The organism is Thermogemmatispora carboxidivorans (assembly GCF_000702505.1).
GTDB classification, from domain to species: Bacteria; Chloroflexota; Ktedonobacteria; order Ktedonobacterales; family Ktedonobacteraceae; genus Thermogemmatispora; species Thermogemmatispora carboxidivorans.
In genome coordinates this window covers 5,134,511-5,149,430 of the sequence record NZ_JNIM01000001.1, presented here as the reverse complement: position 1 = coordinate 5,149,430, position 14,920 = coordinate 5,134,511, and the positions used below count along the sequence as shown (strand labels likewise).

9 protein-coding genes are annotated in these 14,920 nt (G+C 62.1%); 5 read left to right on the top strand and 4 right to left on the bottom strand.

Annotated elements, in window-relative coordinates; all coding sequences use genetic code 11:
- Positions 1-20 precede the first annotated feature (20 nt).
- The 5 genes from N688_RS20280 (at position 21) to N688_RS20260 (ending at position 10,843) form a co-directional block, all read left to right on the top strand.
- Entirely contained in the window at positions 21-473 is a 453-nt protein-coding gene (locus N688_RS20280) for a MaoC/PaaZ C-terminal domain-containing protein (RefSeq protein WP_052890982.1), read from the top strand.
- A gap of 188 nt (positions 474-661) precedes the next feature.
- The gene (locus tag N688_RS20275; protein WP_052890981.1) at positions 662-1,489 is read left to right on the top strand and encodes an SDR family NAD(P)-dependent oxidoreductase; all 828 of its coding nucleotides are present in this window, start codon (positions 662-664) and stop codon (positions 1,487-1,489) included.
- Positions 1,490-2,880: 1,391 nt separating this feature from the next.
- Entirely contained in the window at positions 2,881-3,927 is a 1,047-nt protein-coding gene (pheS, locus tag N688_RS20270; protein ID WP_052890980.1) for a phenylalanine--tRNA ligase subunit alpha, read from the top strand.
- Positions 3,928-4,073: 146 nt separating this feature from the next.
- Entirely contained in the window at positions 4,074-6,653 is a 2,580-nt protein-coding gene (pheT, locus tag N688_RS20265; protein ID WP_052890979.1) for a phenylalanine--tRNA ligase subunit beta, read from the top strand.
- A gap of 746 nt (positions 6,654-7,399) precedes the next feature.
- Positions 7,400-10,843, top strand: a complete 3,444-nt coding sequence (locus N688_RS20260) for a BACON domain-containing protein (protein ID WP_238321098.1) — start codon at positions 7,400-7,402, stop codon at positions 10,841-10,843.
- 87 nt (positions 10,844-10,930) lie between these two features.
- Here N688_RS20260 and dtd read toward each other — a convergent pair whose 3' ends face one another.
- The 4 genes from dtd to N688_RS20235 all read right to left on the bottom strand — a co-directional run bounded on the left by dtd (position 10,931) and on the right by N688_RS20235 (position 14,865).
- Positions 10,931-11,386: a D-aminoacyl-tRNA deacylase gene (gene dtd, locus N688_RS20255; protein WP_052890977.1), complete on the bottom strand. Its 456-nt coding sequence runs from the start codon at positions 11,384-11,386 to the stop codon at positions 10,931-10,933.
- A 71-nt stretch (positions 11,387-11,457) separates the two neighbouring features.
- The gene (locus N688_RS20250; protein ID WP_052890976.1) at positions 11,458-12,207 is read right to left on the bottom strand and encodes a 3-keto-alpha-glucoside-1,2-lyase-like domain-containing protein; all 750 of its coding nucleotides are present in this window, start codon (positions 12,205-12,207) and stop codon (positions 11,458-11,460) included.
- A gap of 614 nt (positions 12,208-12,821) precedes the next feature.
- Complete coding sequence (gene acpS, locus N688_RS20240; protein ID WP_081839064.1) at positions 12,822-13,454, bottom strand: holo-ACP synthase; 633 nt, start codon at positions 13,452-13,454, stop codon at positions 12,822-12,824.
- Entirely contained in the window at positions 13,441-14,865 is a 1,425-nt protein-coding gene (locus N688_RS20235; protein WP_052890974.1) for a UDP-glucose dehydrogenase family protein, read from the bottom strand. The genes acpS and N688_RS20235 overlap by 14 nt, the downstream gene beginning before the upstream one ends.
- Between the last annotated feature and the right edge of the window lie 55 nt (positions 14,866-14,920).

Below are 14,920 nucleotides of genomic sequence, written 5' to 3'. Positions count from 1 at the left end.
GCGACCAAAGGAGTTCATTGATGACAACGGAAGCCAAACTTCCCACGAAGCGCTATTTCGAAGACGTCCAGGTCGGTGATGAGATTCCCCGGCTGGTCAAGGCTCCTGTGACCCATCTGCAGCTTGTGCGCTATGCTGGCGCCTCAGGCGATTTCAATCCCCTCCATACCGATCCCAAGATTGGGGAAATGCTCGGCATTGGCGGCATTATTGCACATGGCATGCTGATCATGGGCTTTCTCGGGCAGCTGCTCAGCGACTATGTGGGACCGACGGCTCTGCGCAAGTTCGGCGTGCGCTTCAAGAGCATGACCCGTCTTGACGACGTGATTACCTGCAGCGGAACGATCACCGAGAAATACGAGGCAGACGGCGAGGCACGCATTGCTGGCAAGGTCCAGGCGGTGGATCAGAATGGCGATGTCAAGGCAAGCGGGACCTTCGTAGCGGCCCTGCCCAAGCGCGGCGAGTAGGCAGGCAGAGCGGACTCGCCCCGCTCTTCATCTATGGCTTTCAATCTATTCCTCTCCGCTCCGCAGAGGAGCGCGGCGGAGAGCAGGAACGAGCAATCAAGGCGCGCAGCGGCGCGCGCTCGTTGGGCGAGCCGTTGCGCGGTCGTCTATCCATCCTGATCTGAGTGAAGAAAGGAAGAGTCAAGGCAATGGGTTTGCTTGACGGTAAAGTCGCCATTATCACTGGCTCTGGGCGTGGTATCGGAGCGGCTGCTGCGAAGCTCTTTGCGGCGGAGGGTGCCGCTGTTGTGGTGAGCGATCTTGATCAGGGTCCCGCTGATGAGACGGTAGCGGCTATTCGCAATGCTGGTGGCAAGGCCGTCGCTGTGGCTGGCGACGTGACTGATCCAGCCTTCCCGGCTCAGCTGATCAAAGCCACCCTCGACGCCTTTGGCGGCCTCGACATCATCGTCAATAACGCTGGCTACACCTGGGATGGCGTCATTCACAAGATGACCGATAAGCAGTGGTACGCCATGCTTGAGGTCCACAATACAGCTCCCTTCCGCATCCTGCGGGAGGCGGCCCAATTTATTCGGGAGGCGGCCAAGCGCGAGCAGGAGGCCAATGGGCGCGCCAATCCACGTAAGGTCGTCAATGTCTGCTCGGTTTCGGGGCTGCACGGCAACGCGGGCCAGGTGAACTATGCAACGGCGAAGGCGGGCATTGTCGGCCTGACGAAGACGCTGGCGAAGGAGTGGGGGCGCTACAATGTACAGGTGAATTGCGCCTGCTTCGGTTTCATTGAGACGCGGCTGACGGCGCCCAAGGAGGGCGGTGAGAAGATTGAGCGTGAGGGTGAGGAAGTTGAGCTGGGTATTCCCGGTCAGATGCGTCAGATGGCCACGATGCTGATTCCGCTGGGGCGCCCGGGAACCCCCGAGGAGGCAGCGGGGGCCTTGCTCTTCCTGGCCTCTCCGCTCTCAAACTATGTCTCTGGTCACGTCCTGGAGGTCACTGGCGGCGGCTCGCTTTAGGCGGCTGGTCGCCCGTAGCGAGCGAGCGCCCCTGCGAGTCGGGCAGGCGCCCTGATCGGCCTGCCTGTCTGTCTGGCGGAGCCATGAGACATCGAGAGGCGGCCTGGCTCAGTTGTCGGCCATACAGCTCCTCAGATTGACCTGGACCCGCCGATTGCTGGCATCCCTGGCCATCGGCATCGGCGGGTTTCTTTGTGGGGGTTCTGTCCCCATGCCTGATCTGGCCGGGGTAATCAGCCTATGGGCTGGAGAGACTGCCTTCCTCAAGTCCGGTCCGTCTGGTTCCGCGCGCGAGGCTAGAGGCAGTCCGATCCGGTCAGGCTGGGTTGTCAGCCCAGGCGAGCCGGGAATGAGGCAAGGCTACCTGCTAGACTTTCGACGCCGGATCTGGCATACTATAGCTTGAGCGCTTACAGGCGAAAGAGCTGCAGGGGAAAGACTCACTCTGGTCGCCAGGCCAGGTGGATCTCGCCTTCAGTTCAGGATGGGCCAGCCTGCACAAGGCAAAGAGGTCAGAGAGAAAGGCGTTGAAAGGGAGAGTACGCGCACACCGGGAGGTAGGGTAAGCGCTCCACCGTAACAAACGAGCGGTGGAGATGCGGCAGAGAGAAAAGGCCAGTGGCTGCGAGCCTTTTCGCCGATCCGCTGCGCGGAAGTTCACCCTGGAGCTGGCTGCTGAAGGGGGCTGACGCTCTGACAATAGAAGAGAGCGTGCGGCTTATGTTCGGCCCCGGTAGGCAGTCCCGGCCCGTCCCCGTTACCGGACGAACCGAGTGGGATTGCTGGACGCTCAGCTCCAGCCCGACGGGCAAGGTCAACACTCGCGCCTGCTGTCGGGTGTCGGTGTCTTGGTGGCGAGCGGGTGGGCGGACGAGCGAGCGAGCGAACGAACGAACGAACGAACGAGATGAGGCAATCCAAAACGGGTGGTACCGCGGAGTCATGCAGCACAACGGGCGTCTTCTTCTCAGCTGTGGCTGTCATGCCCTCATGTGCTCATAGAGAGCCAGCAGAAAAATACTGCAGCACGGCGAGAGATGAGGATATGGCCCTGTTGTGGTAGACCAGCACGACTGGCAAGACCGGCAAGCTTCGTCCCAGTTGACGAATGTGCCGGTTTTTTTGATTCGGCCAGCTCGCCAGACCCCTGGCCGGCAACAACTTCGGACTGCCTGCTTACTTGCTTGCTTGATTGATTGATTAGGAGATCGCTCGCCTGCTCGCTCGTACTGGCGCCGCTCTTTGGGTCTTGTCAGCGGGCAAGCAAGCCTGCCTGCCAGTCTGGGAATCTGGGCGGCCCGTCTCCTGGCCTCTCGCCAGAGAGGGCGCCAGCGCTCTCTTGTTGACCTTGTGTATGCTGCGCTGTGCTGCTGAGAGAAGGATGGATGGCTATGATTGAACAGCTTGATGCATTGTTGGCTCAGCTCGATGCTTTACAGGAGCGAGCGCTCCGCGAGCTCGAGGCGATCAACAGCTCGGCGGAGCTGGAAGACTGGGATGTTCGCTATCTGGGACGCCATCGCGGGGAGCTGAAAAATTTCTCGACCCTCATTCCGAAGCTGGGCAAGGCGGAGCGCCCGGTCATTGGCCAGAAGATTAATGCGGTCAAGGAGAGACTCGAAAGCGCGCTGGAGGCCCGCCGTCAGGAGCTGCGCGATCGAGAGCTGCGTGAGGCCCTGGAGCGCGAGCGCCTCGATGTGACCCTGCCGGGCCGGGCGGTGCCCGCGGGCCATATGCATCCCATTTCGCGCACGATTCTGGAGGTGGCGCGCATCTTCACGCGCATGGGCTTCCAGGTCGTGCAGGGACCCGAGGTCGAAACGGACTACTACAACTTCCAGGCGCTCAATATCCCGGCGGACCATCCAGCCCGCGACATGCAAGATACCTTTTGGGTTGTGCCCGGTCAGATCCTGCTGCGTACTCAGACCTCGCCGATGCAGATCCGCGTCATGCAGGCGACACGCCCGCCCATCCGGGTCATCGTGCCCGGCAAGGTCTTCCGTCACGAAGCCATTGACGCCTCCCACGAGGCGATGTTTCACCAGATCGAGGGCCTGCTTGTCGACGAGCAGTGCACGATGGCCAACCTCAAAGGGAGCCTGGCCCGCTTCGCACGTGAGATGTTCGGTGAAGATCGCCGTGTCCGTTTCCGCGGCAGCTACTTCCCATTCACGGAACCCAGCGCGGAGGTTGATATCGACTGCATTTTGTGTAAGGGCAGCGGCTGCCGCCTCTGTAAATACACTGGCTGGCTAGAAGTCCTCGGCTCTGGCATGGTCCATCCGCGCGTCCTGCGCGAAGTTGGCTACGATCCGCGCAAGTATCGAGGCTATGCCTTCGGCATGGGGGTGGAGCGCATCGCCATGCTCAAGTACGCCATCGGCGAAATCCGCCTCTTCTCGGGTAATGACTTGCGCTTCCTGCGTCAGTTCTAGTGAAGAAGATAACCTGGTTCGAGAGATCACGGAATCGCACAGAAAAAGTAATATAGAGCGTTTAGAGTAGAAGACAATTTTTGTGGGCAGGCAAAGCGAGAGGTCAGTAGGAAGGAAGGAAGGAAATCAGTGAGGAGTTACCAGCGATGAGAGTGCCACTGAGCTGGTTAAAAGAGTACGTCGAGATTACCCAGTCGCCGGAGGAGCTGGCTCACACCTTGACAATGGCGGGGCTTGAGGTAGAGGCGCTGGACTACGTTGGAGCTGACTGGGGGGACCGCGTTATCACAGCACAAATTACGCACCTGGAGAAGGTGCCCGGCTCTGATCACCTGAGCTACACGCGCATCAACACCGGGAGCGGAGAGATCGGCGTCATCTGCGGCGCTCCCAACATCAAAGAAGGGGACAAGGTGCCGCTGGCCCTGCCGGGGGCGCGTCTCGGCGACCTTACCATTGGGGTAGCGCGCAAGATGGGCTATGTCTCAGAGGGCATGCTCTGCTCGCCGCGCGAGCTAGGTCTGGGCGGCGACCACTCGGGTATCTTCATTCTCGACCCGGAGACGCCGCTGGGGGTCAAGCTTGCCGATCTGCTCTCCGATGTAGTGCTGGAATTTGCCATCAAAGCCCATCGGGGTGACCTCTCTTCGGTCATCGGCATTGCGCGTGAAGTTGCGGCCCTGACCCACAAGCCTCTGCGCCTGCCGGAGCCGCGCTTCAGAGAGCAGGGGCAGCCTGCGGCGGAGCTGGTCAAGGTGACGGTCGAGGATACAGAGCTGTGCCCGCGCTATAGTGCGCGGGTCATCGGTGGGGTCAACATTGGTCCCTCGCCCGGCTGGATGGCGCGGCGGCTGCTGATGGCTGGCATGCGTCCGATCAATCTCATTGTTGACATCACCAACTATGTCATGCTAGAGGTAGGCCAGCCGCTCCATGCCTTCGACTACGACCTGGTGCGTGAGCAGCATATTATTGTCCGCCGCGCCCGTGACGGTGAAGAAATTACCACCCTCGACGGCGTCCAGCGGCGTCTGAGAGGCGATATGCTGCTCATCACCGATCCCCAGGGGCCGACGGCCATTGCTGGCGTCATGGGTTCAGCCGTCAGCGAGGTCAACGAAGGGACCACGCGCATCCTGCTGGAGTCGGCGAACTTCAAGCCGGTCAGCATCCGACGGACGGCAGTGGCGCTGGGCCTGCGCACGGAGTCCTCCAGCCGCTTTGAGAAGGGCCTTGATCCAGAGCTGACTGTCTTCGGAGCCAACCGCGCGGCTCAGCTCATGGCCGAGCTGGCGGGGGGCCAGGTGCATCCGGGCATCGTCGATGTCTACCCCCGACCCGTAGAGCAGCGCACTATTCTCTTCTCGCCTTCCGAGGTCGAGTGGCTGACGGGCCTCAAGGTAACCTCGCGCCAGGTCCATGATGCCCTCAGCGCCCTCGAATTCAAGGTCGAAGAGGTCTCTGCCGCTGCTGACGCTGCCGGTGGTGAGCAGCTCCTGCGCGTTGCCGTGCCGACCTTCCGTGGTGACATTGAGGAAGGGGCCGATCTGGTCGAGGAGGTCCTGCGCATGATCGGCTATGATCAGTTGCCGGCCATCGTGCCCGAGGGACCGCTGCCGGAGTCACAGAGCGACCACTGGTTTGAGCGCGAATACGAGGTCCGCGAGATCCTCATCGGCCTTGGACTCCATGAGATCCTGACCTATGCGATGACTAGCCGCCAGCGCATGCTCAACCTGCTCGCCGAGGTCAACGCCCGCACGGCCCAGGTCTTGCTACAGAAGCCGGCGGATGACGGTCAAGCTGGCTGGATCACTGCCGGCACGGAGGCGAGCGCAAGCTCTGGCAACGGTGTCGCGGCAGACAGCAAGGAACCCTTCGAGGCCCGCTCGCTGCCAGCGGTGACCATTACCAACCCGCTCAGCAATGAGCTGGAATGCATGCGTCTGACACTGCTGAGTGGGCTGATGGAGACGCTGCAGGAGAACAGCAAGCGCAATCGGGCGGGCTTGCGCCTCTTCGAGATCGGGCGGCGTTACCTGCCTCGGGGAGCGGGCGAGTTGCCCGAAGAGAGGCGCTGCGTGGGCATTGCTCTCTGTGGGCCGGCGGCCATTTCCTGGGTACCGGAGCTGGCGCGCCCGGCAGACTTCTACGATCTGAAGGGTGTGGTCGAAGCGCTGCTGGAGCGCCTGCACATCAAGCGCTATCGCTTCACGCCGGTCCAGCATCCGATCTTTCACCCTGGACGCAGCGCCGTGCTGGAGGTAGAGCGATCAGGGCCGGATGGCGGCGAGCGCTTCACGCCGGTCGGTTTCCTGGGCGAGGTACATCCGCTGGTCCAGCAGCGCTATGATCTTCCTCACCGTACTTATCTCTGCGAGCTGGACCTGGAGACCCTCTATGCTGCCGTCCCCGATCGCCTGAGCTATGCCCCCATTTCGCGTCACCAGGAGCTGACACGCGATCTGGCGGTGATAGTTGATCAGCAGGTGCCGGCCCGTGCAGTGCAGGAGGCCATCGAGCGCCACGGCGGCGAGCTGCTGCGTACGGTGGCTCTCTTTGATGTCTATACGGGGGCCCCGATCCCACCGGGCAAGAAGAGCCTCACCTATACCTTGCTCTATCAGGCTCAGGATCGGACCCTCACCGATGCCGAGGCCAATACCCTCCAGGAGGGCATTGTGGCCGCCCTACGCGAGGAGTTTGGGGCTGTCCTGCGAAGCTAGTGCAGATAAGGGAGGCGCGGGCAGCGAGCCATTACCGGGTGGAGTCGCTGCCCACCCAGGGTTAAAAAAGCGCGCGCTTTCTGCTTCACCAGGAAGGAGGCGGGTGAGCAGCCATCGCTCTGAAGGCTGGTGCAGTGGCTCTTGCCCGCCTCGCGCTGTCTGGTACCGATCGCTTCCCTCTGGCAATCCTTCTATAAAGGTGATATAGTAGAGAGACGTGGCTGATCATTTTTCCGGCTGCACCTGACTCACTGAAAGGGGCTTGCCGGCATCAGATAAAGAACTGCTGCCTCTGCTTGCTCTGGAACTCTGACCACCTCTTGGAAAGTAGTGCCTGGTCAGAGTAGCGATGAGTGAGCGGACCAAGTGCCTGCGGAGCGGACGAGGTCGAGCGGGGCGACGTCCGGAATGTGGGGCAAGCGAGTGGAGGAAAGGGGCGCGACCGAGCTGGGGGCTGAGGCTCACAAGATGGCCCTGCCTTGGATGAGGAGCGTAGGAGCGAGCGAGCGAGCGTGTGAGGCAAGGGCTGAGTCTCGGCAGCTGACGTGGCGGAGAGCTGATCGTACGCTAAGGGGGGTGGAGAGCGAGGACTCTGGCGGGCGGCATATCCGTGCGTTGAGTACCGGCAAGGCTGGGGAAAACAGAGTACGTCTATGAGTCAGTGTTTGCGTTGCGGCAAGCCATGCGCAGCAGATACAAGCTTGTGTGAAGAATGCCGGGCGTACCTGCTACAGGCGGGGCAGCCCTTGGACCGGGGCGAAGGGCGTGAGCGGAGCGCTACATCGGTGACTTCCGCCGCCAGGCGGGATGCTGCTGCCGATGGAGAAGAGGCGGACACAGAGCCTCCGCATCGGGAACGCCGGACTGATCCCGAGGCGCAAGTACCCACTCAGCAAGGGCCAGTGACTCCACCGCCGGAGATCCCGCCCGATTTTTTGCTCTCCCAGCTAATGCAGCCAGCCGGCAATGGGGAGGTTGTGGGCGATCCGGCGCTGGAGATGAGCGAGGCGGCAGAGTTTATCAGCGAGAGTGATCCTGGTGCACTGAGACTGCCGCGCCCTTCGCGTCTGACCCCACTGGTTGAGCCTGATCTCTCTTCTCTCGATATTCATCGTCAGAATACCCCGCTGGTGGCGCCTCCATCGGGCCGCGGTCAGATCTCGCCTTCTGCCGGAGGAGGCCCGGCAACTCGCAATGAGCCAGATGCCCTCAATGATCTGCAGCAGCGTCTGCCCGATCTCTGGCCCTGGATTCAGGATGCCGATGAGGATGAGGGAGATGCTATCTGGCTGCAGCGTACTGATCCTCTCCTCTCACGCCGCCTTCCCTCCAGCGCTGAGGCTGCTGCCATCGAAGCCGAAGATATCAGGCGTGCGCAAGCGGCGGCCTTTGCGACCAACCCTTTGCCTGTCCAGCCTGAGAGCCGGCCACGAGGTCATCTGCTCTCCTGGCTGGCGCTCTATCCCAGGCGTCTACGGCTGCTCTTTCTCGCCTTGTTGATGGTGGCCCTGTTAGCGTTACTGGGCGACAGCCTCCTCGTGCTTCTGGTGCTCACACGCCATCAGCCGCCGGCCATCACGGCTGCTGGCCCTCCGCGCCTGACACTGACGCCGAACGTGGTCGAGACTGGTCAGCGCGTCAAGTTAGCCTTAGAAAGCTTCTCTCCTTCGAGCCAGGTGCTGCTCAGCCGTGATCTACAGGAGCCGGTGCCGGTGGGTCGCAATGGCTCCTCGCTCGTGCAGGTCAGCGCTACCGGCAACCTGGTGCTCACCGTCCAGATTGATTCCAGCTGGGGCCCGGGCCTGCATTTGGTCGAGGCCGAAGATGTGGCGACGCGCTATACAGCCAGCGCCACGCTCCAGGTGGCGGGCCAGGGTCTGACTCGCCCCCCTCAGCTCGTCATCGATAGCACTGGCCCCCTGCTCATGGGTGAAGATTACCAGGGAGCCAATACCATCATGCCCTTGACGCTGCGGAATACGGGTGGCGGCATCATCAATTGGCAGGGGAGTAGCAATCAGCCCTGGTTGCTGCTCACCCCCTCGCAGGGCCTCTTTAGCGGTAGCCAGACGATCTGGGTGGCTGTCCAGCGAGCCCATCTGAAACCGGGGGAGTATAGCGGCCTGCTGACCTTCACTTCCGATGTAGGAGGTCAGCAAAGCGTCCAGGTCAAGATGGTAGTGCGCGCACTGCCGGCGAATCCTGGACCTGTTTTGCAGGTGACGCCGGCGGCTCTCTCCTTTATTGCTACCGATGGGGGGGCAACACCAGCGCCCCAGACCCTGACGATCAGCAACCCTGGCAGCAAGCCCCTGGCCTGGCAGCTTAGCAGCAGTACGTCGCTGACGGCACCGGACCAGACACCCTATGCTCATGCCCTGGGACCCCTGGCCGACTGGCTCTCGATCAACCAGCGCAGCGGCACGGTCGCCCCCGGAGCAGCCCAGAGCGTGACCGTGGCTGTCCAGAGTCGCAGCCTGTTGCCGGGCGTCTATACCGCCCTGCTGAACTTTGCATCGTCGCAGAGCATCCTCGATACCCCGCAGAGCGTCGTTGTCTCACTGACTGTGCTCCCGAGTTGTGGGATCATGGTCAACGCCTCCAGCCTGAGCTTTATGACCGTGGCTGGACGCAGTAACCCACCGAACCAGGCCGTTACCCTTAGCGAGCGCGCCGGTTGCCTGGACGATCTGAGCTGGCAGGCCAGTAGCGATGCATCATGGGTGAGCGTAACGCCGAGCAGCGGCGAGCTACATGGGTCGGGCAGCAGTGTCATCGCCATCGGCGTCAACGCTCTGGGTCTACGCCCCGGTCGCTACACCAGCCTGATCACCTTTACTGCCAGGCACGGATCGCAGACCCTGCCCGTGCTCCTGGTCGTGCAGCCGGCGCCTTCGCCTCAGCAGCCGGTGATGAGTATCACGCCGCTCAGCCTCAACTTCAGCGCCATCCAGGGGCAGAGCACGCCGCCACAGACAGTCGTGATCACCAATACCGGAGGCAGTACCCTCTACTGGCAGGTGCAGGCCACAGCTCTCACTGGTGACTGGCTCACCATTAACCCGACAAGCGGCAGCCTTGCCCCCGGCAGCAGTAGCCAGATCCTTGTTGAGGTCAAGACCAGCGGCCTGACGGCGGGCACCTACAGCGGCCAGATTCTCCTTTTGGGGCGGGGGAGCGATGGCGCTGGGGCTGCTGGTACGCCGCAGACGCTGCAGATCACCCTGCAGGTACTGCCACCCTGTACCCTGGGCCAGCCCTCGATGCACTCCGTGGCTTTCAGTGCCATCGCTGGTGGTGCCAACCCTGGCCCCCAGACGGTGACTCTGGAGGTCTCGGGAACCTGCAGTTGGCCCCTGAGCTGGAGCACCAGCCTGACCACGTCCGCTTCCTGGCTCACTCTGAGCGACTCCAGCGCCAGCCTGGTCAACGGCCAGACGGCCAGTATCAATCTGGCTGTCAGCAGCGCGGGCCTGGCTGTCGGAAGCTACAGCACCCAGGTCATCGTCAAGGTGCTTGACAGCACTGGGACCCCTATTGCGGGCAGCCCGCGGCGCTTCAGTGTCACACTGACCGTGCTGCCCCCCTGCGTCTTCCAGGTGGGCACTTCCAGTCTCTTCTTCAGCGCCGTGCAGGGTCAGGGACCGCCGCCTGCCCAGGCCATTACCTTCAGCAGTAGCGGCACCTGCCGCTATCCCATCGCGATCTCCGCTGCGCCGAGCACGGGGAGCACCTGGCTGACGGTCAGCAGCGGCAGCGATAACGGGAGCGGTGGCAGCCTGCAGGTTGCGGTCAATCCGGCAGGTCTGACGCCCGGGGTCTACAACGGCCAGATTACAATCACTGCCAGCAGCAGCGGCGGTATTCAGAATAACGTACAGGTCGTGCCCGTGCGCCTCACCGTCACCGGCTACACCATCACTGGCAACGTCCAGGCTTGCGCCGATAGCAGCTGTAGCAGCACCGCGCCGCTGGCGGGGGCGAGTGTAACGCTCTATGCTGGCACAACACAGATCGCCAGCACGACCTGCGATGGCATGGGCAACTACCGCTTTGACAACGTGCCGCTGGGCAGCTATACCCTGACGGCCAGCGGCAGCGATAGCCAGGGCAAGCAGTACAGTGGCTCAGCGGCAGTGAACGTTTCTGACAATCAGACCGTGGTTATCAATGCCTTACCAAGCAGCTGAGCGCATAGGGGCGGCTCGATCCGTGACCTCAGCCAGCCAGCCAGCCAGCCTGCCTGCCTGCCTGCCCTGGCCTTATCTGCTGGTGGGCTAGCGGCGGGGCAGATCGGCGCTGTCCAGCCAGATCGTAACCGGGCCGTCGTTAGCCAGCTCAACTGCCATGTGTGCCCCAAAGATTCCGCTGCCAACGCGCAGGCCAGAGCTGCGTACAAAGTCCTCAAAGGAGCGGATCAGCGGCTCCGCCTGGGCCGGCGGGGCTGCCTCTGTAAAGCTCGGGCGCCGTCCTTTGCGGGCGTCCGCGTAGAGGGTAAACTGGGAGACGACCAGCATCTCCCCGCCGCATTCCAGCAACGAGCGATTCATCTTGCCGGCCTCATCCTCAAAGATTCGCAAGTGCACAATTTTCTCTGCCAGGATCCTGGCCTCGGCCTCGCCATCGCCCTGCGCCACTCCCAGCAAGACCAGTAGGCCAGGCCCGATCTCCGCTACTACTTCATTCGCTACGCGGACCCGGGCGTAGCTGACACGTTGCAGCAGTGCTCTCATAAGCCTCCTGAATTTCCTGCTCTCTCTACCTTTCTCATCTTCCTGGGCTTTTTCCAAAGGGTATCTCGGAGTTAAGGCAGCTGACTGGGGGCGGGGTAGACCGTCACGCTGGTGATCGCTGCCGTGGCAGCGGGTGACGAGCTGCCATTGCTCACGAAGAGCGCGATCATCCCGTTGGAATAGGAGCTATCGGTCACGCTTGCGATCAAGTGGCCGTTCACCCCCAGGATAATCTGGTTGCCCTTAATGATCACTGTCACCTCGTTCTGTTGCCCCAATGGCTTAATGGCCCTATTCGGAGAGATCCCCGACAAGATGCGCACCTGAGTATTGCCGTCAAGGCCAGTGACCTCCTTGGAAATTGCATAGGTGGCATCGCCGAAGATATCGACGCGGTAATCGTTGGCCAACTGATCGTCGCCCCGCATGTAAATGCCCATACTGTCGTTGCCATCGCCGCTTTGCAGGGTCATATCTACCGTAATCTGGAAATCGCTGAACGTTTGTCGTACGGGGAGAGGGGCCACCAGAATACGGTGATTGCGATCGGTCATTGTCAGAGCGTGGTTAGCGATCGTCTTACTGAAGCCGGGGCCGCCGGTGGTATCCCAGCCCTTGCTATTGTCGGCAAAATTATCGCTGAACAGCGGTGCCGTAGCGGGTCGAGCCTGAACCAGCACGTCGGGCGAAGGGCTGGGGTTGGCGCTAGCGGCCACCTGGCTGCGGTTGGTCGCAGGCTGATGGGAGAGGCTGAAGAAGAGAAGCAGGGCGCTGCCGATGAGCACCAATGCGAGCAGGCTACCGGTGACCAGCACGAGCATGGGAAGCCGCTGCCCGGAGGGGGTGGGCTTCCTCGTGGGCGGAGCCGGAGCAGTCCAGACGGCTGGTGGGGGCGGGGGGTACGAGCCTCCCCTTTCGCTGAGGCCGCTCGAAGGTGTTGGCCAGGAGGGGGGTGAGGGCGGCGACGCTGCTGACCAGGCACTGACGGGCCAGTTGGGCTGCTGACCATACTGGTCAGAAGGAGGCGGAGCAGGGGGGGCCTCGCCGTCCTCCGGCTTGGGCGGAGCCGGAGAAGCTGCTGGTAAAGTGGAAGCAGCTACGTACGTGCCACAGTCGCTGCAGAAAAGCTCGTAAGGCCCGAGGTGCCTGCCGCAGATAGGGCAGAGGCGATCAGGGTTAGCAGTCTCCATGAGGAAAAAGCCTTTCTAGCCCGCCGGGGCTGTAAGCAAGGAGCAAGACAACATCAGGACAGACAGGCAGCACCTTTCTCTACCAGCGCAGCGGGTGGCCCTGCTAGCCAGCTCTCTTCCGCTCCTGGGCTGGCGCCGGCTAGCTGGCTAGCGGACGACTTTGCAGTCGAACGACAGCGAGCCGTTAGGCCGGGCCAGGCCGGAAGCGGACCGGGCCAAGTCCTTTAGCGGTGGAGGCCAGGCCCTTAGCGAAGCTGGCGGGGACTGTCGTCCTGGCCGCTTGTTTGCACGGCGACAGCCACGGCGATCGCCAGGCCCTGCAGATCGGCGATGCTGACGTCGAGAGCGCTGAGGCCCAGCTCCTCAGCTCGCCGGCGCGCGCGACCGTAGAGGCGCACCGAAGGGCGGCCACTGCGCAGCTGGACAATTTCCATCTCATGCCAGGCCACGCCCCGCAGACCTGTGCCCAGGGCCTTACTAATCGCCTCCTTGGCGGCAAAGCGACCAGCCAGGCGGGCAGGCTTCGGCTCCGGCAGGGGCGAGACGCCGCTGAGCGCGCGCCGACCACGGCACTGCAGCACCTCTGCCTCTGTGAAGACGCGCCGTAGGAAGCGTTCGCCATGCCTGGCATAGGCTCGGGCCACGCGCGCCACCTCAATGATATCGATGCCCACAGCCACATTGACCCCTTGAGTTGGCAGGAAGGGAGCCGGGAGAGCGCCCAGTCCCCCAGGACCAAAGAGCCAGGCGGGTGGCGACCTATCTGGTCGACTCACCAGGGGGGTGAACAACAGAGGCGGAGTCTCCGCCCCATCCCCAGGCGAGTCAAAAGAAGCAGAAGAGAAGCTGCTCCCAGCCTCGTCGTCAGCGATACTCATCACCCTCCCCGATCAAGGTCCGCTCGCGGATTGAGGCCGGTGGCGGTGTCGTACTATCGCTGGCCGGCAAGACCGTTGCCGCTGGCCCTGTACCCCGTCCAATGCCGCGGTAGGTGAAGCCCAGGCTCACCATCTCGCGTGGCTCGTAAATATTGCGTCCATCGATCAGCACGGGACGGCGCATCAAATTGCGAATCTGGACCATATCAAGCGACTTAAACTCATTCCAATCGGTCACAATGATAATGGCATCGGCCTGCTCGGCCACCTCATAAGCACTGGAGCAAAAAGTCACCAGATCGAGGCGAACACCTTCGCGCTCCATTGCCTGGCGGGCTGTCTCGCGGGCGACCGGATCATAGGCGCGGACCTGTGCGCCCTGGCCAGTGATCCAGCGAACGATGTCCAGAGACGGAGCCTCGCGCATATCATCGGTATTGGCCTTGAAAGCCAGGCCCAGGATACCAATGGTGGCATTGCGCAGCGAGCCCAGAATCGAAACCAGCTTATCCACCACCAGGCGCCGCTGGTCCTGATTGATCTCCATCACCGCATGCAGCAGCTGCGGATGCAGCCCGGCCTCGTCGGCCATATGGGCCAGGGCGCGCACATCCTTGGGGAAGCAGGAGCCGCCGTAGCCGAGGCCGGCATCGAGGAAAGCGCGTCCGATCCGCTTATCGTAGCCCATACCCACCGCCACCTCCTTCACATCGGCCCCCAGGCGCTCGCAGATCTGAGCGATCTCATTAATGAATGAAATCTTCGTCGCCAGGAAGGCGTTCGAAGCGTACTTGATCATTTCCGCCGTATAGATATCGGTCATGATGATGGGGGCACGCAGCGGCAGATAGAGAGCGGCCACCCGGTGGGCGGCCTCCATATCGGACGAGCCGAGCACGATACGGTCGGGGTTCAGGAAATCCTGGATGGCGGCCCCTTCGCGCAGAAACTCCGGGTTCGAGACCACCGCGAAAGAGATATCGGGACGTGCCAGATGGGTGCGGACGATGCGCGTCACCACATCGCCGCTGCCGACGGGCACAGTACTCTTATTAATGATAATAGCGTAGTGATCCAGCTCCTCAGCGATCATACGCGCCGCCATTTCGACGTAGCGCATATCGGCGCTGCCCTGGGTGCTGCCGGTGGGAGTATTAACCGCAATGAAAATAAACTCGCTGTCAGCGAGCCCCTCGTGGTAGCTGGTAGAAAAATGGAGACGTCCAGCGCGGACATTGCGCGCAATCATCTCTGCCAGGCCCGGCTCATAAATTGGAACCTCGCCACGCTTCAGCCGGGCGATTTTCTCCTCGGCGATATCCACGCAAGTGACATCGTTCCCCATATCGGCAAAACAGGTGCCGGTTACCAGCCCGACATAGCCCGTGCCGATCACACAAATCTTCGACATCGCTCTTTCCTGCTCCTCTACGTCTCTCTTCTTCGTGATTGTTGCTGGCTGGCTG